This is a genomic window from Streptomyces noursei (assembly GCF_016917755.1).
Lineage (GTDB): Bacteria > Actinomycetota > Actinomycetes > Streptomycetales > Streptomycetaceae > Streptomyces > Streptomyces yunnanensis.
Genome location: NZ_CP070326.1, coordinates 3,374,730 through 3,394,758, shown reverse-complemented (window position 1 = coordinate 3,394,758; position 20,029 = coordinate 3,374,730). Strand labels below are relative to the sequence as shown.

Below are 20,029 nucleotides of genomic sequence, written 5' to 3'. Positions count from 1 at the left end.
AACCACCGCCCCTCGACGGGTAGTTGGTTCCCCGGGGGCCCACGCGACCCCTAGGGGACCCCCGCCCCCGCCCCCTAAGGCCCACCCGCCCCGCCCACCCCGCCCGCCCCGGCCCTACGCCTTTGGACCTAGGCCCGAGCGGCCGGCGCATGCACCGATATCCCGATGCGGGAGGCGAGCGCCGGGTGCGAGCATGGTCCGCATGCCCCCGATAGCCACCTCCTCCACGCTGTCCGCGTCCGTGCGCCGGAGGGCCGCGCCGGCCTGGCTGGTGATGCTGCTGGTCTGCGCCGGACAGTTCCTGGTCGTGCTGGACGTCTCCGTCGTGAACGTGGCACTGCCCGCCATGCGTTCCGGACTGGGCCTGTCCGAGCTGGGCCTGCAGTGGATCGTCAACGCCTACGTGATCACCTTCGCGGGCTTCATGCTGCTCGGTGGCCGGGCCGCCGACATCTTCGGCCGCAAGCGGATCTTCCTCGTCGGGCTGGCGCTGTTCACCCTCGCGAGCGCGGCCGGCGGCCTCGCCCAGGAGCCCTGGCAGCTGATCGCCGCCCGCACCATCCAGGGCGTGGGGGCCGCGGTGCTCTCCCCGGCCACCCTCACCATCCTGACCACGTCGTTCCCGGCCGGTCCGGCCCGTACGCGGGCCATCGCGACGTGGACGGCGGTCGGCGCGGGCGGCGGCGCGGTGGGCGGCCTGGTCGGCGGGGTGCTGACCGAGTACCTGTCGTGGCGGTGGGTGCTGCTGATCAACGTCCCGGTGGGCGCGCTGGTGTTGGCCGGTTCCGCGCTGTGGCTCGCCGAGAGCCGGCAGGGCGCCGCGCGGCGGCTGGACGTGCCCGGCGCGCTGCTGGTCACCGGCGGGCTCGGCCTGGTGGCGTACGGCATCGTGCAGACCGAGACGCACGGCTGGGGGTCGGCGTCGGCGCTGCTGCCGCTGGTCGCGGGGCTGGTGGTGGTCGCGGTCTTCGTCGCCGTCGAGGCGCGCACCAAGGCGCCGTTGATGCCGCTGGGGCTGTTCCGACTGCGGTCGGTCTCCTCGGCCAACGCGGCGATGGTGCTGTCCGGCGCCGCGATGTTCTCCATGTGGTACTTCCTGTCCCTCTACACGCAGAACGTCCTGTCCTACACGCCGCTGCAGGCCGGTCTCTCCTTCATCCCGCACTCGCTGTGCATCGTGCTGGGGTCGAAGATCGCGCCCCGGCTGATGCACCGGCTCGGCGCCAAGACGCTGGCGGTCGGCGGGGCGGTGCTCTCGCTGGCCGGGATGGCGTGGCAGAGCACGATGGCGGTCGACGGGACGTATCTCGGGTCGATCCTCGGCCCGGGCGTGCTGATGGCGCTGGGCGCCGGGCTGACCGCGACGCCGATCGCCGCCATCGCCACCTCCGGTGCCGACCCGGACGACCAGGGGCTGGTCTCCGGCCTGATCAACACCTCGCGGCAGATGGGCGGCGCGCTGGGCCTGTCGGTGCTCTCCACCGTCGCGGCCTCCCGGATCGCCTCGGGCTCCGGCCGGGCGGCGCTGGCGAGCGGCTACGGCACGGCCTTCCTGGTCGGTGCGGTGGTGCTGGCCGGCAGCATCGCGCTGATGCTGCTCGCGCTGCCGCGGCGCCGTACGGACACCGCGCACGGCTGAGCGGGCGTCCCCGGCCGCGGCCGGGGACGCTTCGCCGGCCCTACAGCCAGCCGTTGCGCCGGGCCGCCCGTACCGCCTCGATGCGGTTGCGGGCGCCGGTCTTGCCGATGGCGGCCGAGAGGTAGTTGCGGACCGTGGCCTGCGAAAGGTGCAGCTTGGCGGCGATGTCGGAGACCGTGGCGCCGTCCACGGCGGCGGTGAGGACATCGCGCTCGCGCGGGGTCAGCGGGTTGGGGCCGGCGCTCAGGGCCGCGGCGGCCAGGCCGGGGTCGATCACCCGCTCACCGGCCAGCACCCGGCGGATCGCCGCCGCCAGGTCCTCCACCGGCCCGTCCTTCACCAGGAAGCCGGACGCCCCGGCCTCCATGGCGCGGCGCAGATAGCCGGGCCGCCCGAACGTCGTCACGATCAGCACCTTGCACGAGGGCAGCGCGTCGCGCAGGTCGGCGGCGGCGTCCAGGCCGCTGCGCCCGGGGAGTTCGATGTCCAGGAGCGCGACGTCCGGGCGGGTCTCCAGCGCGGACGCGACGATCTGGTCGCCCGCCGGGACCTGCGCCACCACCTCCATGTCGTCCTCAAGTCCGAGCAGCAGCGCCAGCGCGCCCATCATCATCCGCTGGTCCTCGGCCAGCAGCAGCCTGATCACCTGGACAGTTCCTCCGTATCCGCCAGATCGCCCGCGCCCACCGGGAGTTCGGCGGTGACGCGGAAGCCGCGCGGCCCGTCGGGGCCGCTGCGCAGTGTGCCGCCCGCCGCGGCCAGCCGCTCGGTCAGCCCCTTCAGGCCCGTGCCGCCCACCGGCCCGGTGGTGGCGTCGGGCGGTGCGAGGGCCCCGGCGGCCTCGTCCGCGAAGGACGCACCGGAGCTTACGGGACCGCGGCCGTCGTCCGTGATCGTCAACCGCACCCGGTCGTCGTCCGCGTGCACTGTGATCTCGCAGCGGGTGGCGCCGCTGTGCCGGACGGCGTTGGTGACGCCCTCGCGGACCACCCAGCCCAGCAGCGCGGCGGCCTGCGGCGGCAGCGGCGGCCCGGACTGCCGCACCACCGGCTCGATCCCGGCGCCGTCCAACGCCGAACGGGCCCGGTCCAGTTCGGTCGCCAGGCTGCCCTGGCGGTAGCCGGTGACCGCCTCGCGCACCTCGGTCAGCGCCTGCCGGCCCACCGCCTCGATGTCGGCGGCCTGGGCCAGCGCCGCGTCGAGGTCGCGCGGCGCCAGCCGGCGGACCGCCTCGGCCTTGACCACCACCACGGACAGGGTGTGGCCCAGCAGGTCGTGCAGGTCGCGGGAGAACCGCAGCCGCTCCTTCTCCACCGCGCTGCGGGCCAGTTCCTGGCGGGTGGCGCGCAGTTCCTGGATGGTGTCGAAGAGGCTGAGGACGGTGGCCGTCACCATCCCGGACAGGAACGTGCCGTAGCCGATGCCGAACGCGCCCGCGGCGCCCGCGTCCGACCAGCCGGACAGGAAGCCGGCCGCCCCGCTGAGCGTGATCAGCCAGATCGCGAGCGGCTTGCCGCGCAGCGCCCGCACCGTGCCGGAGGCCAGCGACAGCAGGGGGAAGAACAGGAACCAGTTGCCGCCGAAGCCGAGTGCGACGGCGACGGTGACGGCGGTCAGCGCGGCCAGCGCGTAGACCGGGTAGCGGGTGTTGCGCAGCCGGGGGCTGAAGGCGGCGAAGACGACGGTGACGTAGAGGGAGTTGAAGGCGAGGAGCCCGGCGCCGGCCAGCCAGGGGTTGCCGGACTTGCCCTGGATGATGTTGGAGAACGCGCCCAGTCCCATCAGCAGCCAGGGCAGGAAGGCGCCCCGGCCGGGGCCCCTGGGCTCGCGCTCGTCCGGCCGCTTCGCCGCCGGGCCCGGTCGTTGCTCCGGCCCGCAGTCGGGCGCGCCGTCCCGCTCCCGCCACCGTCCTGTCAGGATCATGTCGTTCCTCGCCTCATGCCGTGCTCTCCCCCTGCTCGTACCGCCGACGGCACCTGCCGCCGCGCCGCCGCTCGTGCCGCTGGTCACAGCGTCCGCGCCGCCCGGCGGTAGGCGTACACCGCGTAACCGCCGAAGAGTGCCAGCCAGACGGCCAGTATCGCCACCGTGGTCGGTCCCGGCGCGCCGCCCTGGGCGATGCTCTGGCCCAGGTCGGCGAAGCGGTTGGCGGGCGTCCAGGAGGCCAGCGTCCGCAGCCAGCCGGGGAACGCCTCGATCGGGAACCACAGGCCGCCGACGATCGAGAGCAGCAGCAGGCAGCCGGTGTTGACCAGCCCGGTGGCCTGGGAGGAGAGGCGGTAGCCGTTGCCGAGTCCGAGCAGGGTGAACGGGACGGAGCCCAGCCACAGCAGCACCACCAGCGCGGCCCACTGCCAGGCCGCCATCCGGATGCCGTTGACCAGCGCGCCCACCAGGAGCACCGCGCCGATGGCCGGCAGCACCGTCACCGAGCCGGTCAGCCCGCGGCCCGCCACCACCTGTGCCGGGGGGAGCGGGGTGATCCGCAGTTGCCGCAGCCAGCCCAGGGACTTGTCCTCGGCGACGCCGGTGCCGCAGCCGAGTGCCGCGCCCAGCGCGCCGTACGCGGCGAGGCCGACCATGGAGGAGACCCGCCACTCCCCGGCCGCCGGGCCGGAACCGGCGCCGACATGGGTGAACAGCAGGTACATCACCACCGGCATCCCGATCCCGAAGATCGCGAAGGTCTTGTCGCGCAGGGTGCGGCGCACTTCCAGGCGGACGTAGTCGAGCATCACACCGTCTCCTTCGTGGGGCGGGCGGCGGGCGCCGCGGTGGTCAGGGCGAGGAAGGCGTCCTCCAGGCTGGCCGGGGCGACCTGGAGGCCGCGGATCAGATCCAGTCCGGCCAGTGCGCGGACCGTCGCGTCGGAGTCCGTGGTGCGCAGCCGGGCGCGGTCGCCGCGGATCTCCACCGCGCACACCCCGGGCAGTCCGGCCAGCGCCCCGGTCTGCGCGCCGGCGAGGTCGAAGGAGACCCGTGCGCTGCCGGCCCGCTGCTTGATCTCGGCCCCGCTGCCGTCGGCCGCCACCCGGCCGCGGTCCAGGACCACGATCCGGTCGGCGTGCTCGTCGGCCTCCTCCAGGTAGTGGGTGGAGAACAGCACCGTGCGGCCGCCCCGGGCGTAGCGGCGCATCGAGCTCCAGAAGTCGCGTCGGGCCTCCACGTCCAGCGCCGCCGTCGGCTCGTCCAGCACCAGGAGTTCGGGGTTGCCGGCGAGCGCCACCGCGAAGCGGACGCGCTGGGCCTGGCCGCCGGAGAGCCGGTCGATCCGGCGCCCGGCGAGCTCGCCGAGCCCGGCCAGCCGCAGGGCCTCGCCGACGTCCATCGGGTCGGGATAGGTGGCGGCGACGAACTGGACCAGCTCGCGGACGGTGACCCGGGGGACGGGTTTGCCGTCCTGGAGCATGGCCCCGACCCGGCCCGCCCGGACAGCCGCCTGGGGTGCGTCGCCGAACAGCCGCACCTCGCCCTCGGTGGGCGGCAGCAGGCCGAGCAGCATGTTGACGGTGGTGGACTTGCCCGCGCCGTTGCGCCCGAGCAGGGCCACGGTCTCGCCCGGGGCGATGGTCAGCTCCAGCCCGTCCACGGCCCGCACCGCGCCGTAGCTCCGGGTGACGCCGGTGAACGTCACCGCGGCGCCCGCCCGGCCCGCGGCCGGTGCCGCGCCGGGCCCCCGCACCCTGCTCGTCGTCCCTGTCACAACTGCCTCCCCGTGGTGTCGACGCAGCTCCGTGCGCCGGTGGGCGGTGCCGTCCGACCGCGAGCGGTCCGCGCCGTGCGGTGTGGGCGACCTCGTCACCCGCTGCCTCAGACGTTACGGAGAGTCGCCGCCGCGGCGGCAGATGCGAATGTGGGGGAACGGCCCTGACAAATGTCATGGGTCGGTGCGCCGAACGGCGCGGTCGGGGGCCGGAAGGCGGGGCGGGGCGCGGCCGGACGAGGCCGTGGGCGGGCGGCGGCCACCGGCATCTGACATACCGTCAGGGGTCTTCCGGGTCTCGCCCGCATCGGCTATACATGACTGCCATCGGCTAGAACGCGTTCTAGAAGCGTAGTGCGCCGGACGCCGGCGGAGTGCGCCGAGGAGCGCGGGCCCGCCGACCCGATACGACCCCGGCGCGGCCGACGGTGCGGACGGCCGGGCCGGGGTCTCACACCGTGGTGAAGGAGCAAGCACCCCCATGCCCATCGACGCCGCCAAGGCCACCTCCGCCGAGCCGCGGACCACCGAACTCGCCTGGGACCACAAGGACGTCCAGCTCTACCACCTCGGCATCGGCGCCGGCGCCGCCACCCCGGAGCGGCCGCACGCCGCCACCGACCCCGACGAACTCCGCTACACCCTGGAGAGCGCACTGCACGTGCTCCCCAGCTTCGCCACCGTCGCGGGCGGGGGAATGGCCCTGGCCGGCGGACTCTCCGCCCCGGGCATCGACGTCGACCTGGCGGCCGTCCTGCACGGCGGGCAGACCGTCACCGTGCACCGCCCCCTCCCCGTGAACGGTCGCGCCACCCAGACCTCCACCGTCCCGGCCGTCTACGACAAGGGCAAGGCGGCCGTCATCGTGCTGCGCTCCGAAGTGGCTGACGACGACGGGCCGTTGTGGACCTGCGACACCCAGATCTTCGTCCGCGGCGAGGGCGGCTTCGGCGGCGAGCGGGGCCCCTCGGTCCGCGGCGAACTGCCCGACCGGGCACCCGACCTGACCACCGAACGCCTCGTCCGCGCGGACCAGGCGCTGCTGTACCGCCTCTCCGGCGACTGGAACCCGCTGCACGCCGACCCCGAGTTCGCCGAGCTCGCCGGGTTCGACCGGCCGATCCTGCACGGCCTGTGCTCGTACGGCGTGACGCTCAAGGCGGTGGTGGACACCGCGCTGGACGGGGACGTCTCCCGGGTGCGGTCGTACACCACGCGGTTCGCGGGTGTGGTGTTCCCGGGGGAGACGCTGCGGATCCGGCTGTGGCGGGAGCCGGCGGAGGCGGGCGCGGGCGGTCGCATCCGGGTCTCGGTCACCGCGGCCGAGCGGGACGACGCGCCGGTACTGGCGGACACGGTGGTCGAGCACGGCTAAGGGGTGACCGCAAGGCCCCTGGGCCCGGTCGGCGGAGCACGGCCGGACCCGCCGGAATGTCGTACGTACGAGAGGAGCCGCTCGGATGCGCGCAGCCGTACAGCACGAGACGGGACGGGACAAGCTGGAGGTGCTCGACGACGTCGAGGCGGTGGGGTTCGGCCCCGGCCGGGTCAGGGTCCGGATCCGGGCCACCGGACTGTGCCACTCCGACCTCTCGGCGATGAGCGGGGTGCTGCCGCAGCCCGCGCCCTTCGTCCCCGGGCACGAGGGGGCCGGGGAGATCCTCGACGTCGGCGACGGGGTCAGCGGCCTGAAGGCGGGCGACCGGGTCCTGATGTGCTGGCTGCCCGCCTGTGGCAGCTGTCCGTCCTGCAAACGCGGTCAGACCCACCTCTGCCTGGCCGGATTCATGAACGCCGGCACCCCCAACTTCAAGCGCCCCGGCGCCAGCCCTTCCGAGGTGTTCGGCTTCGCCGGCACCGGCACCTTCGCCGAGGAGGTGGTGGTCGCCGCCAACTGCGCGGTCCCGATCCCGGACGACGTCCCCTACGAGATCGCCGCCCTGATCGGCTGCGGGGTCACCACCGGGCTCGGCGCGGCCTTCAACACCGCGAAGGTGGAGGCCGGTTCCTCGGTCGCGGTGATCGGCTGCGGCGGCGTGGGCATCTCCGTCGTCCAGGGGGCGCGGGCCTGCGGCGCCGCCCAGATCACCGCCGTCGACCCGGTGGCGGCCCGACGCGAGGCCGCCCTCCGGTTCGGCGCCACCGAGGCCGTCGCCCCCGAGGAACTCGCCGATGCCAAGGCCCGGATCACCGGCGGCGAGGGCTTCGACTACGTCTTCGAAGTCGTCGGCAGGTCCGCCACCGCCCGCACCGCGTACGAGACGACCCGGCGCGGCGGCACCCTCTGCGTGGTCGGTGCGGGCGCGCTGGACGACACCTTCCAGGTCAACATGTTCGAGCTGTTCTTCGACGAGAAGCGGATCCTGCCGTCGCTGTACGGGGGCGGGGACGTGCTGCGCTCCTACGAGCGGGCCATCGCCCTGTGGCGGGCCGGCCGGATCGACCTCGAAGGGCTGATCACCCACCGGGTCCGGCTGGACGGCATCAACGACGCCCTGGACCAGATGCGTTCGGGCACCGCGCTGCGCACCTGCATCGAGATCTGAGCGGCGGTCCGCACGGCGCGCCGAGAGCCGCGCGGAACCGCACCGGAAGCACAGGAGGGGACACGCATGGCACAGCCACTGGAGGGCCTGACCGCGATCGTCACCGGTGCCGGCCGCGGAATCGGCCGGGCCGAGGCCCTGGAGCTCGCCCGCCTCGGAGCCCGGGTCGTCGTCAACGACTTCGGCCAGCCGGGCCGGGCCGGGACGGGCGCGGCCTCGGCCGCTCCCGCGCAGGAGGTCGTCGAGGCGATCCGCGCGGCCGGCGGACAGGCCGTCGCCCACACCGGCGACGTCGCCGACCACCAACAGGCCGGGGAGCTCGTCCAGTTGGCGATCGACACCTACGGCCAGCTGGACATCCTGGTCAACAACGCGGGCATCCTGCGGGACCGGATGGTGTTCTCGATGACCGAGGACGAGTGGGACTCAGTCATCCGGGTCCACCTCAAGGGCCACTTCAACACCACCCATTTCGCCGCCGCGCACTGGCGCGCCCGCTCCAAGGAGGCCGGCGGACCGGTCTTCGGCCGGATCGTCAACACCTCCTCCGAGGCGTTCCTGGCCGGCTCCGCGGGCCAGCCCAACTACGCCGCGGCCAAGGGCGGCATCGTCGGCCTGACCACGTCCACGGCGCTGGCGCTGGCCAAGTACGGCGTGACCGCCAACGCCATCTGCCCGCGCGCCCGCACCCGGATGACCGAGGACGTCTTCGCCGGCATTCCCGCCCATCAGGGGGGCGCGGTGGCCGAGGACGGCCGGCCCGACCCGCTCGCGCCCGAGCACGTCGCGCCGCTCGTCGGCTATCTCGCCTCGCCGGCCGCCGCCGGGGTCAACGGCCAGCTGCTGGTCGTCCACGGCGGCATGGTCGCGATCGCCGAACGCCCGCGGATCGCCGCAAAGTTCGACACCGCAAAGGAGATCTTCAGCTACGAGGAGCTGGACGGCCTGCTCACCCCGTACTACGCCGAGCGCCCGGCGCACGAGACCTTCGCGGCGGCCGAGGTGCTGGGCCTCAAGCACGACTGACGGTCGCCCGGCCGGACGGCGTCCGGGCACACAACGGCCGTGGCCGCCGCCCGCGTTCGCGGTGCGGCGGCCACGGCCTGCGGCGTCTGGCGCTCAGAAGGTCTGGACCTGGTGGTCCCGGCGGTGCCGCCCGTGCGCGGTGTCCTGCGCCTCCTCTGTGGCGGCGGCCGGACCGCGGTGCCTGCCGGAGCCTGCGGCCTCGCCGGCCGCCTCGTACGGGCGCGCCTGGGTCGTTTCGGTCTGGGCTTCGGACATGAAAAGAGTCACTCCGTCGGATCGCTTACAGCTGTACGCGTCGGGACCTCCCCGGCTCCCGCCGGGAAGCGACCCGTGCGGTGCCGTCGGTGGCCGGGTCAACCGGCTGCACAGCCCCCACCCGAAATACTAACGGGGCGGGTTTCGGCGCTCCACTGGGACTACCGGGCCGCGAGAGGCGCCTGTTGCAGGGGAACTGGCCTGCACATCCGGGGATGTGGGGGAAGGTCGAGCGGTTCCGCGTCGAGGGGCTTCGGTTGTGGAGATGCTGTGGAGTCGGCGATGTTATCGCCGGTTTCCAGGACGATTTCCCCGCCGTCCGGCGGCCCCGGATCGGGCGGAACCGCGACCTCCGGAAGCTTTGCGTCCGCAACGCCGCCTGTCGGAACGGCGGCCTCCGGGGCCTCCTCCGTGCGCGGATCCCCCGTCCCCGCGACCGGCTCCAGCGGTCCCAGCGGCACCGCCATCCGTGCCACCCCGCACGACACCGCCGCCGTCGTGTAGGGGAGCAGCAGTTCGCCGTCCGGTGTCCACCGACCGCTGCCCGCCAACCAGCCCTCCGGGGCCGGGAACTGCCGCAACTGCCGCTCCGGGGGCCGCCACACGCCCAGTCGGGTCCCGGCCGGGCCGTCGAGCCGGAACGCCACCGCGCAACTCTCCGGCAGCAGCGCCCGCCCCGGCTGGATCGCGAACGGCGTCACCGCCATGTCGGGCGCCCGCAGGCACTCCGGAAAGCGCACTGGCAGGCTGCTGCCCAGGACGCCCCAGCCCAGCCGGTCGTGCCCGGGGGCGTCCGACCGGACCAGCAGCAGCCCGCTGTCCGGATCGGCGAGCAGCAGCCGGTCGTCGCTCTCCTCGGTGATCTGCAGCAGCGGGCTGATCTCCGCGTCGCGGGCCAGGTCGAGCAGTACGGTCTTGGTGCGGCCGGCCGCCTCCCGGTCCACCGCCAGCAGGCGCCCCTCGTGGTCCAGCCAGACCCCGCCGGTGCAGCGGCCCGGCACCACGGCGACCCGCTCCGGTCCCCCCGTCCCGCCGTGCACCCGCCACAGCGCGGTGCTCTCGGCGCCGGGCGCCAGCGCATAGCCGAGCGTCCCGCCGGGGGCGGGCGGCAGCAGGGACAGCGCCCGCGCCGCCACCGCGCCGACCAGCACCTCCTGGGTCCCGGGCCCGGTGGGGGAGAGCAGGGAGACGGTGAAGCGGTCGGCGACCCGGCGGACGATCACCACCCTGCCGTCCGCGAGCGGCAGCAGGGCGCTGTCCGGCTCCTCGGGCTGACTGCCGGCCAGCGGGACCGCGTACGGCTCCGGACCGCTGATCGTCCAGCGCTCCGGATACCAGCTCCCGGCCGCGTCGTCGTGACGGGCGAGCCGGGCGGCGTACGAGCCGTCGGCGGCGAGGGTCAGCGCCGCGCGCGGCGGGCTGTCGAGCGCCGAGGCGTCCTCACCGGCACAGATCGTCATCAGGTGCCACCTCCAGTGGAGGGACGTTAGTTTTCGCACTTCCGGCCGATCAACGGCAGTTGCCGGTCTTCACGCATAAGGGTGGCGGTTGTCCGATTCGCCGGTGTGGGGAGGGGTGGGTGTGCTTCGCGATTCGAGGATGCTTAAAGTTAGGCGGACCTAAGTTGTCGGCGGGTGGTCCGGGGATGCCCCGGTCCGCCCGGCGGCGGCCGCCTTCGACCTGGAGTGTTCGTGATGCCCCTTCGCCGCGGCGCCGCCGCCATAGTCCTCGCCGCCGCCGGCGCGCTCGCACTCGCCGGCTGCGGATCGTCCGGCGCGGACGGCGGCAGCGACCGCGGCGCCGGTTCGAAGTCCGTGGCCCAGGGCGGCAAGGACTTCGGCTCGGCCGCCGACCAGACCGCGAAGATGGGCACCGACGCCGAGCCGGGCCGGTTCCCGCGCACCGTCCGGCACGCCATGGGCACCGCGACCCTCCCGTCCGCGCCCAAGCGCGTGGTCGTCCTCGACGTCGGCGAACTCGACAACGTCGTCTCGCTCGGCATCAAGCCGGTCGGCTACGCGCCCACCGAGGGCGACGCCGCCCTCCCGGACTACCTCGCCAAGGACGCCGGCCACCCCAAGAGCGTCGGCACCATCAACGGCCTCAACCTGGAGGCCATCAACGCCCTCAAGCCCGACCTCATCCTGGGCAGCAAGCTGCGCGCCGAGAAGCAGTACCAGCAGCTCAGCAAGATCGCGCCGACCGTCTTCTCGATCCGCCCCGGCTTCACCTGGAAGCAGAACTACCTGCTCAACGCCGCGGCCCTGGACAAGACCGCGCAGGCCAAGAGCGCCCTCGCCGCCTACGAGGCCAAGGCCGCGAAGCTCGGCGCGGACATCGGCCCGAAGAAGCCGACCGTGACGATGCTGCGCTACATGCCGCAGTTCACCCGCCTCTACGCCCAGCGCTCCTTCATCGGCACCATCCTGAAGGACGTCGGTCTGCCCCGCCCCAAGAACCAGCAGGTCGACGACCTCGCCACCGAGGTCAGCCCGGAGAACATCAACCAGGCCGACGCCGACTGGATCTTCACCGGCGTCTACGGCGACCCCAAGTCCACCAAGCGCGACACCGCCGAGCAGAACCCGCTGTGGAAGAACCTCAAGGCGGTCAAGGACGGCCACGCCGAGAACGTCAAGGACGAGACCTGGTACCTCGGCCTCGGCGTCACCGCGGCCAACAGCGTCCTGGACGATCTGCGCGGCTTCCTCGTGAAGTAGCAGCCTCGTGAAGTAGCAGCGGCCTCGTGAAGTAGCGGCCCTGGAGCAGCGACCCGTGCACCGCGTCGCACCGCGTCGCGCCGCCGCACCGGCGGATCACGGCCACGGCGCCCGGATCGGCGGCCGGAATCCTTCGCCCGGAGGGGCCCGCGGTCCCCGCGCGGACCGCGGCCCGGCGCGCGGGCGCGGGGGAGAGGTAACCTTCCCCCCGTGCCCGCACTGTCTGAAGTCCTCGCCGCGCTCGACGTCCTCTGGCCCCCCGAGCGGGCCGAGGGATGGGACGCCGTCGGCACCGTCTGCGGCGACCTCGACGCCGAGGTCGGCCGGGTGCTGTTCGCCGTCGACCCCGTCCAGGAGGTCGTCGACGAGGCCGTGCGGCTCGGCGCGGACCTCCTCGTCACCCATCACCCGCTCTACCTGCGCGGGACGACGACGGTCGCGGCGTCCACCTTCAAGGGCAAGGTCGTGCACACGCTCATCAAGCACGACATCGCCCTGCACGTCGCGCACACCAACGCCGACACCGCCGACCCCGGCGTCTCCGACGCCCTGGCCGGCGCCCTGGACCTGCGGATCCTGCGCCCCCTGGTGCCGGACCCGAGCGACCCGGCCGGCCGTCGCGGCCTGGGCCGGATCTGCGAACTCCCGCACCCGATGACGCTCGCCGAGCTGACCGCGTACGCCGCCGCCCGCCTGCCCGCCACCGCGCAGGGCATCCGGGCGGCCGGCGACCCGGACCGCGAGATCCGCACCCTGGCGGTCTCCGGCGGCTCCGGCGACAGCCTCTTCGACGACGTACGGGCGGCCGGCGTGGACGCGTTCCTCACCGCCGACCTGCGGCACCACCCGGCCTCCGAGGCCACCCAGCACAGCCCGCTGGCGCTGCTGGACGCGGCCCACTGGGCCACCGAATGGCCGTGGTGCGAGCAGGCCGCGGCCCAACTCGACGCGGTCTCCGACCGGCACGGCTGGGGACTGCGCACGCACGTCTCCCGCACCGTCACCGACCCCTGGACCGCCCACGCGGCGTCCGCCCCGCTCACCAGCCCCCTTGACCATTCGCACACCACAGGAGCCCCCCGCTGAACGCCGCGCCCGCCGACCAGATCCGTCTCCTGGACGTCCAGAACCTCGACGTCCGGCTCACCCAGCTCGCGCACCGACGCAAGAACCTCCCCGAGCTGGCCGAGCTGCAGACCCTGGAGGCCGACCTCACCCAGCAGCGCGATCTGCTCGTCGCCGCGCAGACCGAGGAGAGCGACACCAGCCGCGAGCAGACCAAGGCGGAGCAGGACGTCGACCAGGTCCGCCAGCGCGCCGCCCGCGACCAGAAGCGCCTCGACTCCGGCGCCGTGGCCTCCCCCAAGGACCTGGAGAGCCTCCAGCGCGAACTGGCCTCGCTGGCCAAGCGCCAGGGCGACCTGGAGGACGTCGTCCTGGAGGTCATGGAGCGCCGCGAGGGCGCCCAGGAGCGGGTCCGCGAGCTGACCGACCGGGTCGAGGCCATCCAGGCCAAGGTCGACGACGCCACCACCCGCCGGGACGCCGCGAACGCCGAGATCGACGCCGAGGTCGCCACGGTCAACAAGGAGCGCGAACTGACCGTCGCCGACATCCCCGAGGCGCTGGTCGCGCTCTACGACCGCATCCGCGCCAAGCAGGGCGGCATCGGCGCCGCCCGCCTCTACCAGCGCCGTTGCGAGGGCTGCCGGTTGGAGCTGGACATCACCGAGCTCAACGACGTCCGGTCGGCCGCCGCCGACACCGTCGTCCGGTGCGAGAACTGCAGCCGCATCCTGGTCCGTACGCCCGACTCGGGGCTGTAGGCCGTGGCGCGCGAGCTGATCGTCGAGGCGGACGGCGGTTCCCGGGGCAACCCGGGGCCGGCCGGCTACGGCGCGGTGGTCCTCGACCCGGCGAGCGGTGAGGCGCTGGCCGAGGCCGCCGAGTTCATCGGGACGGCGACCAACAACGTCGCCGAGTACAAGGGCCTATTGGCGGGGCTGCGTGCCGCCAAGGCCCTGGACCCGGAGGCCGCCGTCCACGTCCGGATGGACTCCAAGCTCGTCGTCGAGCAGATGTCCGGCCGCTGGAAGATCAAGCACCCGGACATGAAGCCGCTGGCCGCCGAGGCCGCGTCGATCTTCCCGTCCGCCCAGGTCACCTACGAGTGGATCCCGCGCTCCCGGAACAAGCACGCCGACCGGCTCGCCAACGAGGCGATGGACGCGGGCAAGCAGGGCAAGCAGTGGGAGCCGCGCGACTCCCGGGCGGCGCTCGCCGGCCCGGTCGACGCGGCCCCCGTCCGCAGCGCCGCGGCCCGTGCGGCCGACGCCGCCGCCGAGGCCGCGGAGACCGCGCACGCCGCACCGGCCGCCCCGCCGGTCGGCTGGGGCTCGCCGGACCTCGGTGTCCCCGCGACCTTCGTCCTGCTCCGGCACGGGGAGACCGCCCTGACGCCGCAGAAGCGCTTCTCCGGCAGCGGCGGGACCGACCCCGAACTCTCCGACGCCGGCCGCCGACAGGCCGAGGCGGCCGCCGCCGCGCTCGCCGCCCGCGGCACCATCCAGGCCGTGGTCAGCTCGCCGCTGCGCCGCTGCCAGGAGACGGCCGGGGCGGTCGCCGCCCGGCTCGGCCTCGACGTCCGCGTCGAGGAAGGGCTCCGGGAGGCCGACTTCGGGGCCTGGGAGGGGCTGACCTTCGCCGAGGTCCGCGAACGCTACCCCGACGACCTGGACGCCTGGCTCGGTTCGACCAAGACGGCGCCCACCGGCGGCGGCGAGTCCTTCGCGACGGTCGCCCGCCGGGTCGCGGTCGCCCGCGACAAGCTGCTCTCCCGCTACGCCGGCAAGACCGTCCTGCTGGTCACCCACGTCACCCCGATCAAGACGCTGGTCCGTCTGGCGCTGGGCGCCCCGCCGGAGTCGCTGTTCCGCATGGAGCTCTCCGCGGCGTCCCTGACCGCGGTCGCGTACTACGCCGACGGCAACGCCTCGCTGCGGTTGTTGAACGACACCTCCCACCTGCGGTAGACGGCGCCCCGGCGCGCGTGCGTCGAACGCGTCCGGCCCGGCACACGGCGATCGTGTGCCGGGCCGGACGCGTTCGCGGGCGGTGCCGGTCGTACGGCGGGCGGCGCCGCCCCGGGCGTCAGCCGCCCAGCGCCGCCGCCTCCCGGGCCAGTCCCTCGACCCGCGCCCAGTCCTTGGCGGCCAGTGCGTCCGCCGGCAGCATCCATGTGCCGCCGACGCAGCCGACGTTGGGCAGCGCCAGGTACGAGGGGGCCGAGGCCGGGCCGATCCCGCCGGTCGGGCAGAAGCGGGCCTGCGGCAGCGGCGCGGCCAGCGACCTCAGATAGGCGGTGCCGCCCGCCGCCTCCGCGGGGAAGAACTTCAGCTCGGTGACCCCCTCGTCCAGCAGGGTCACCACCTCCGAGGCCGTCGAGACACCCGGCAGGAACGGCAGTCCGGAGTCCCGCAGCGCGCCGAGCAGCCGAGGCGACCAGCCGGGGCTCACCAGGAACCGCGCCCCGGCCGCCTTGGCCGCCGCGACCTGCTCCGGGTCGAGCAGGGTCCCGGCGCCGACCGCCGCCTCCGGCACCTCGTCGGCGATGGCCGAGATCGCGTCCAGCGCGGCGGGCGTGCGCAGGGTCACCTCGATCGCCGGCAGCCCGCCGGCGACCAGCGCCCGGGCGAGCGGAACGGCGTCCGCGGCGTCCTGGAGGACCACGACCGGGATGACCGGGGCGAGGTCGAGGACCGAGGGGGACGGGGGCACGGGGGAGGGGGCGGCGTCAGTCACGCCGCCCATCCTGCGCCCGGCCCTCATCCTCCGCAACGGCCGTTGCGCATGTTGCAATGCGAGGGACGGTTCGCCGATCCCTCACAGCTCCGTGACGATCACATCCAGCGCCCACGGCCTGCCGGCCTTCGCCGGGGCCTGCGCCTCCACCACGTACCCCAGCACGCGCAGCGCCTCCACCAGCTCCGCCGGATCCGCCGGCGCGGACCCCGCCATCAGCAGGTCCCGCACCAGCCGGCCCTTGGTCGCCTTGTTGAAGTGGCTGACCACCGACCGCTTCTCGACCCCGTTCACGATCTTCGACTGGAGCACCCGCACCGTCGCGGTCCGCCCGGCCGGCTCGCCCTTGGGCTTCCACGCCGTGGCGTACGCCGCCGACCGCAGGTCCAGCACCAGGCCCTCCCCGGCGGCCTCCGGCAGCACCTCCGCCATCGGCCCCCGCCAGAACGCGCCCAGCGCGCCCAGCCCCGGCAGCTTCACCCCCATCGAGCAGCGGTACGACGGGATCCGGTCGCCGATCCGCACGGCGCCCCACAGCCCCGAGAACACCAGCAGCGACCGCTCGGCCCGCTTTCGCGCCGCGGCGTCCAGCGAGGCCAGCCCCAGGGCGTCGTAGAGCACCCCGGTGTAGATCTCCCCGGCCGGCCGGGTGCCCGCCGTGCGCAGCCCCGCGTTCTTGGCGACCTCGCCCTTCAGGCCCTCGCTCAGCCCCAGAACCTCCTGCGCCTTGGCCGCGTCGGCCGCGCACAGCTCGACCAGCTCGGCCAGCACCTCTGACCGCGCCGCGGTCAGCCCCGGCAGCGACAGCCCCTCCAGGTCCAGCGGCTTCCCGGTCCCTCCGGCGGCCTTCCCCTCCGACGGCGGCAACAGCACGAGCACGGTGTTTCTCCTTCACGGCAATACGGGCAGGGGGTGCGGCCCCGTCGAAAGCTTAGGGCGTGTCCGCGGCCCCGCCCGGCCCCCGTACGCCGCGCCGGGAGCGCCCGGCGGTCATACGCTCGATTCCATGCCCCGTCGCCATATGCATGTGACCGACGCAGCGGAGGCCCCCCTCCGGGCCGCCCTGCACGAGCTGCGCGTGCGGCTGGAGATCCCCGACCACTTCCCGCCCACCGCCCAGGCCGAGGCGGAGAGCGCCGCCCGCGCCCCGCGCATCCCGGCCGGCGACGGCGAGGTGGTCACCGAGCACACCCTGGACGACGCCACCGACCTGCCCCTGTTCACCCTCGACCCGCCCGGCTCCCAGGACCTGGACCAGGCGATGTTCCTGTCCCGGCGGCGGGGCGGCGGCTTCCGCGTCCACTACGCCATCGCCGACGTCGCCTCGTTCGTCACCCCGGGCGGCGCCCTGGACGCCGAGGCGCACCACCGGGTGGCCACCCTCTACTTCCCCGACGAGCGGGTCCCGCTGCACCCCACCGTGCTCAGCGAGGGCGCCGCCAGCCTGCTGCCCGACCAGGACCGCCCGGCCGTCCTGTGGCAGTTCGACCTCGACGCCGCCGGCGCGCTGACCGGCAGCACCGTCCGCCGCGCCCTGGTCCGCTCCCGCGCCCGCCTCGACTACCCGGGCGTCCAGCGCGTCCTCGACGACGGCACCGCCGAGGAGCCGCTCGCCCTGCTCCGCGAGATCGGGCTGCTCCGCGAGGAGCTGGCGGCGGCCCGCGGCGCGATCTCGCTCAACCTCCCCGAGCAGGAGATCGTCGAACGCGACGGCCGCTACACCCTCGCCTACCGCGCCCCGCTCCCGGCCGCCGCCTGGAACGCCCAGATCTCCCTGCTCACCGGCATGGCCGCGGCCGAGCTGATGCTCGCCGCCGGCACCGGCATCCTGCGCACCCTCCCGCCCCCCGGCCCGCAACCCCCTTCGAGCGGCGAGGACCCCGACCCCCCGACCGGCTCGGTCGCCCGGCTCCGCCTGACCGCACAGGCCCTCGGCGTCGAATGGCCCCACCACACCTCGTACGCGGCGCTGATCCGCACCCTCGACCCGCGCCGCGCCGGCGACGCCGCGTTCCTCCAGGAGTGCACCACCCTGCTCCGAGGCGCCGGCTACACCGTCTTCGACGGCGGCGCCCCGCCGGCCGCCGGCGTCGTGCACGCCGCGGTGGCCGCCCCGTACGCGCACGCCACCGCCCCGCTGCGCCGGCTCGTGGACCGCTACACCTCCGAGCTCTGCCTGGCCGCCGCGGCCGGCCACGCCCCGCCCGGCTGGGTCCGCGCCGCCCTCGCCGCCCTCCCGCACGAGATGGAGACCGGCGCCCAGCACGCCAACCGGGTCGAGCGGGCCTGCGTCGACCTCGTCGAGGCGGCCCTGCTGCACGACCGGGTCGGCGAGACCTTCGAGGCCCTGGTCGTCGACCGCCACGCGGACGACCCGACCCAGGGCACCGTCCACCTCTGCGAACCGGCCGTCATCGGCCCCGTCCAGGCCGCCCCCGGTGGCCCCGAGCTGCCCCTGGGCCAGCGCATCAGGGTCCGCCTGGCCGGCGCCGAACCGGGCCGGGTACCGGTCCGCTTCACCCCGGTGTGACCGGCTCCGGGGCCGTCGCCGCACCACCCACCGCACCAGACTCGTCAGCCACCGCCCCTCGTGCCGCAGCAGCCGCCCCACCCGCTCCCCGAACCGGGCGTCGTTCCTCGCGCTCATCGCGTTCCCTCCCCGATCATCCGCATCGCCACCCGCATCGCCTCCGCCTGCGCCGGCGCCAGCTCCCTCACCAGCAGCTCCGCCCAGACCTCGGTCGCCCGCCCCGAGTCCGCCACCGGCCCGGCCCCGGCGGCGATCGCCGCCACCACCCTGTCGGGCACGCACTCCACCAGCGCCCGCGCGGCCTCCACCACCCGCGGATCGTCCACCGCCGCCCCCGCCAGCCCGTCCAGCAGCCCGTACGCCGCATACGCCCGCTCCATCGAGTCCGGCGTCACGAACATCTCCCGCAGCGCCGCCGCCATCGCCCCCCGCGCCCGGCCGTCGCCCGACGCGTCCAGCAGGGCCAGCACCTCCCGCTCCCGCACCGCCATCGCCGGTTCCGGCCCCGGCAGCGTCGCCGACGTCCGCGCCATCTTCGCGAACACCTCGGCCAGTTGCTCCGACACCGGGCCCTCCTCCGGCAGCCCACCCGGCTCCTCGCTGCGCCGCAGCACCTCCGCCAACCGCGCCCGCCGGGCCCGGATCGCCTCCTCCTGCCGCGCCAGGTCCTCGTCCAGCTCCGTCAGCACTTCCCGCAGCTCCCGGCCGGCGTCGTCGGCCAGCACGTCCCGCACCTCCTCCAGCCCGAGCCCCAGCTCCGTCAGCCGCCGCACCCGCGCCAGCGCCACCGCGTCCCGTACTCCCGGTACCCGTTGGCCTTCCGCTGCGGCTCCGGAAGCAGCCCCAGGTGGTGGTAGTGCCTCACGGTCCGCGTGCTGACGCCGGCAAGCCCGGCGAGTTCCCCGATACGCATGAGCCCCAGTGGAAACGTTGTCGCAACGGCAAGGTCAAGCCGCCGGAATCCGCCAGGTAGCATGGTCGGCACGGCGGACGAGCCGGCCGGGCGGCCGCGTGGGGATCATCGATCCCCCCGAGGAACGTCCGGGCTCCACAAGGCAGGGTGGTGGGTAACGCCCACCCGGGGTGACCCGCGGGACAGTGCCACAGAAAGCAGACCGCCGGGGACTTCGGTCCTCGGTAAGGGTGAAACGGTGGTGTAAGAGACCACCAGTGCCCAGGGTGACCTGGGCAGCTAGGTAAACCCCACCCGGAGCAAGGTCAAGAGGGGCCATCGGCTGATGGCCCTGCGCGGACGATCGAGGGCTGCCCGCCCGAGTCCGCGGGTAGACCGCACGAGGCTGCCGGCAACGACAGCCCTAGATGGATGGCCGCCTCCCGGCCGACCGCAAGGTCGCCCGGAGACAGAACCCGGCGTACAGGCTGACTCGTCCGTCGGCTAGCTAGCACTGGCCCTCTGAACTGGCAAAACACCAGTTCAGAGGGCCTTTTTCGCTCCGTCAGCTGGTGATCGCCTGTTCACAGTTTGTGGCTGTTTCCGGGTGTTTCTAGGTGTCGAGTGGCGATCCTGTGGCGGTGATGGGCGTCCGAAACGGTACCCCCGCCAGGCGAAGCAGTGGTCTCTGGCAGGCCCGGCGACGGGGTTCAAGCGGGCCGCCCTAGTGCCCCTCCGAAGACGACGGGGATTGCTCGTACTGCTTAGGTTTGCCGTTGGTCGGCCCCGCGGGTTAGCCCCCGCGTGCTCGGGGCGACGGAGAAACTGGCGGGGCTGCCCTTGCGCACTGGTCAGTGGTTCACTCGACCATGTGAGACAGGAGCAGCATTGCGCCGCCCCATAGACCTACTGCCAGC

At 74.3% G+C, this 20,029-nt stretch carries 17 protein-coding genes, 1 other RNA gene and 1 pseudogene; 10 read left to right on the top strand and 9 right to left on the bottom strand.

Annotated elements, in window-relative coordinates; translation table 11 throughout:
• Positions 1-193: 193 nt before the first annotated feature.
• Positions 194-1,639: an MFS transporter gene (locus JNO44_RS14970; RefSeq protein WP_205364577.1), complete on the top strand. Its 1,446-nt coding sequence runs from the start codon at positions 194-196 to the stop codon at positions 1,637-1,639.
• Positions 1,640-1,679: 40 nt separating this feature from the next.
• Here JNO44_RS14970 and JNO44_RS14965 read toward each other — a convergent pair whose 3' ends face one another.
• The 4 genes from JNO44_RS14965 to JNO44_RS14950 form a co-directional block, all read right to left on the bottom strand.
• Positions 1,680-2,285 carry a response regulator transcription factor gene (locus tag JNO44_RS14965; protein WP_039637015.1) on the bottom strand — a complete coding sequence of 202 codons (606 nt, stop codon included), beginning with the start codon at positions 2,283-2,285 and terminating at the stop codon, positions 1,680-1,682.
• Positions 2,282-3,562, bottom strand: coding sequence for a sensor histidine kinase (locus JNO44_RS14960; protein WP_205364575.1), 1,281 nt, complete (start codon positions 3,560-3,562; stop codon positions 2,282-2,284). The genes JNO44_RS14965 and JNO44_RS14960 overlap by 4 nt, the downstream gene beginning before the upstream one ends.
• A gap of 83 nt (positions 3,563-3,645) precedes the next feature.
• Entirely contained in the window at positions 3,646-4,374 is a 729-nt protein-coding gene (locus JNO44_RS14955; RefSeq protein ID WP_205364573.1) for an ABC transporter permease, read from the bottom strand.
• A complete protein-coding gene (locus tag JNO44_RS14950; RefSeq protein ID WP_205369854.1) occupies positions 4,374-5,273 on the bottom strand; it encodes an ABC transporter ATP-binding protein in 900 nt (299 codons plus the stop codon). Before JNO44_RS14950 ends, JNO44_RS14955 begins: the two co-directional genes overlap by 1 nt.
• Before the next feature lie 550 nt (positions 5,274-5,823).
• Between JNO44_RS14950 and JNO44_RS14945 the strand changes: the two genes are divergently transcribed.
• The 3 genes from JNO44_RS14945 (at position 5,824) to JNO44_RS14935 (ending at position 8,914) form a co-directional block, all read left to right on the top strand.
• Positions 5,824-6,717: a MaoC/PaaZ C-terminal domain-containing protein gene (locus JNO44_RS14945; protein WP_039637020.1), complete on the top strand. Its 894-nt coding sequence runs from the start codon at positions 5,824-5,826 to the stop codon at positions 6,715-6,717.
• A gap of 85 nt (positions 6,718-6,802) precedes the next feature.
• On the top strand, positions 6,803-7,888 hold the full coding sequence (locus JNO44_RS14940) for a Zn-dependent alcohol dehydrogenase (RefSeq protein WP_205364571.1): 1,086 nt from the start codon (positions 6,803-6,805) through the stop codon (positions 7,886-7,888).
• Positions 7,889-7,954: 66 nt separating this feature from the next.
• The gene (locus JNO44_RS14935; protein ID WP_205364569.1) at positions 7,955-8,914 is read left to right on the top strand and encodes a 3-oxoacyl-ACP reductase; all 960 of its coding nucleotides are present in this window, start codon (positions 7,955-7,957) and stop codon (positions 8,912-8,914) included.
• A 93-nt stretch (positions 8,915-9,007) separates the two neighbouring features.
• Here the strand turns inward: JNO44_RS14935 and JNO44_RS14930 are convergent, their stop codons facing one another.
• Together JNO44_RS14930 and JNO44_RS14925 are read right to left on the bottom strand one after the other, a co-directional pair.
• On the bottom strand, positions 9,008-9,169 hold the full coding sequence (locus JNO44_RS14930) for a hypothetical protein (RefSeq protein ID WP_205364567.1): 162 nt from the start codon (positions 9,167-9,169) through the stop codon (positions 9,008-9,010).
• A 161-nt stretch (positions 9,170-9,330) separates the two neighbouring features.
• Positions 9,331-10,629 (bottom strand): hypothetical protein, encoded by a 1,299-nt coding sequence (locus tag JNO44_RS14925; protein ID WP_205364565.1) that lies wholly within the window; start codon positions 10,627-10,629, stop codon positions 9,331-9,333.
• A 234-nt stretch (positions 10,630-10,863) separates the two neighbouring features.
• On the opposite strand from JNO44_RS14925, the gene JNO44_RS14920 reads away from it, so the two are divergent.
• The 4 genes from JNO44_RS14920 to JNO44_RS14905 all read left to right on the top strand — a co-directional run bounded on the left by JNO44_RS14920 (position 10,864) and on the right by JNO44_RS14905 (position 14,921).
• A complete protein-coding gene (locus tag JNO44_RS14920; RefSeq protein ID WP_205369852.1) occupies positions 10,864-11,889 on the top strand; it encodes an ABC transporter substrate-binding protein in 1,026 nt (341 codons plus the stop codon).
• Positions 11,890-12,099: 210 nt separating this feature from the next.
• A complete protein-coding gene (locus JNO44_RS14915; protein ID WP_205364563.1) occupies positions 12,100-12,975 on the top strand; it encodes a Nif3-like dinuclear metal center hexameric protein in 876 nt (291 codons plus the stop codon).
• Positions 12,972-13,715: a zinc ribbon domain-containing protein gene (locus tag JNO44_RS44815; protein WP_205369850.1), complete on the top strand. Its 744-nt coding sequence runs from the start codon at positions 12,972-12,974 to the stop codon at positions 13,713-13,715. The genes JNO44_RS14915 and JNO44_RS44815 overlap by 4 nt, the downstream gene beginning before the upstream one ends.
• Positions 13,716-13,718: 3 nt before the next feature.
• Positions 13,719-14,921, top strand: a complete 1,203-nt coding sequence (locus tag JNO44_RS14905) for a bifunctional RNase H/acid phosphatase (RefSeq protein WP_205364562.1) — start codon at positions 13,719-13,721, stop codon at positions 14,919-14,921.
• Positions 14,922-15,039: 118 nt separating this feature from the next.
• Here the strand turns inward: JNO44_RS14905 and eda are convergent, their stop codons facing one another.
• Positions 15,040-15,699 carry a bifunctional 4-hydroxy-2-oxoglutarate aldolase/2-dehydro-3-deoxy-phosphogluconate aldolase gene (gene eda / locus JNO44_RS14900; protein WP_205364561.1) on the bottom strand — a complete coding sequence of 220 codons (660 nt, stop codon included), beginning with the start codon at positions 15,697-15,699 and terminating at the stop codon, positions 15,040-15,042.
• Positions 15,700-15,771: 72 nt separating this feature from the next.
• Positions 15,772-16,569 (bottom strand): peroxide stress protein YaaA, encoded by a 798-nt coding sequence (gene yaaA, locus JNO44_RS14895; RefSeq protein WP_205364560.1) that lies wholly within the window; start codon positions 16,567-16,569, stop codon positions 15,772-15,774.
• A 127-nt stretch (positions 16,570-16,696) separates the two neighbouring features.
• Here yaaA and JNO44_RS14890 point away from each other — a divergent pair, with 127 nt between their 5' ends.
• Entirely contained in the window at positions 16,697-18,220 is a 1,524-nt protein-coding gene (locus tag JNO44_RS14890) for an RNB domain-containing ribonuclease (protein ID WP_205364559.1), read from the top strand.
• Between the two features lie 113 nt (positions 18,221-18,333).
• On the opposite strand, the pseudogene JNO44_RS14885 reads toward JNO44_RS14890, so the two are convergent.
• Positions 18,334-19,133, bottom strand: a pseudogene (locus tag JNO44_RS14885) (MerR family transcriptional regulator).
• Between the two features lie 78 nt (positions 19,134-19,211).
• On the opposite strand from JNO44_RS14885, the gene rnpB reads away from it, so the two are divergent.
• Positions 19,212-19,612, top strand: an RNA gene (gene rnpB / locus JNO44_RS14880) — RNase P RNA component class A.
• The last annotated feature ends 417 nt before the right edge of the window (positions 19,613-20,029 follow it).

Bases quoted from the DNA above. Each gene is read 5' to 3' on its own strand.
- JNO44_RS14970 (WP_205364577.1), top strand. From the start codon at position 194: ATGGTCCGCATGCCCCCGATAGCCACCTCCTCCACGCTGTCCGCGTCC.
- JNO44_RS14960 (WP_205364575.1), bottom strand. From the start codon at position 3,562: ATGATCCTGACAGGACGGTGGCGGGAGCGGGACGGCGCGCCCGACTGC.
- JNO44_RS14955 (WP_205364573.1), bottom strand. From the start codon at position 4,374: ATGCTCGACTACGTCCGCCTGGAAGTGCGCCGCACCCTGCGCGACAAG.
- JNO44_RS14945 (WP_039637020.1), top strand. From the start codon at position 5,824: ATGCCCATCGACGCCGCCAAGGCCACCTCCGCCGAGCCGCGGACCACC.
- JNO44_RS14940 (WP_205364571.1), top strand. From the start codon at position 6,803: ATGCGCGCAGCCGTACAGCACGAGACGGGACGGGACAAGCTGGAGGTG.
- JNO44_RS14935 (WP_205364569.1), top strand. From the start codon at position 7,955: ATGGCACAGCCACTGGAGGGCCTGACCGCGATCGTCACCGGTGCCGGC.
- JNO44_RS14930 (WP_205364567.1), bottom strand. From the start codon at position 9,169: ATGTCCGAAGCCCAGACCGAAACGACCCAGGCGCGCCCGTACGAGGCG.
- JNO44_RS14925 (WP_205364565.1), bottom strand. From the start codon at position 10,629: ATGACGATCTGTGCCGGTGAGGACGCCTCGGCGCTCGACAGCCCGCCG.
- JNO44_RS14920 (WP_205369852.1), top strand. From the start codon at position 10,864: ATGCCCCTTCGCCGCGGCGCCGCCGCCATAGTCCTCGCCGCCGCCGGC.
- eda (WP_205364561.1), bottom strand. From the start codon at position 15,699: ATGGGCGGCGTGACTGACGCCGCCCCCTCCCCCGTGCCCCCGTCCCCC.
- JNO44_RS14890 (WP_205364559.1), top strand. From the start codon at position 16,697: ATGCCCCGTCGCCATATGCATGTGACCGACGCAGCGGAGGCCCCCCTC.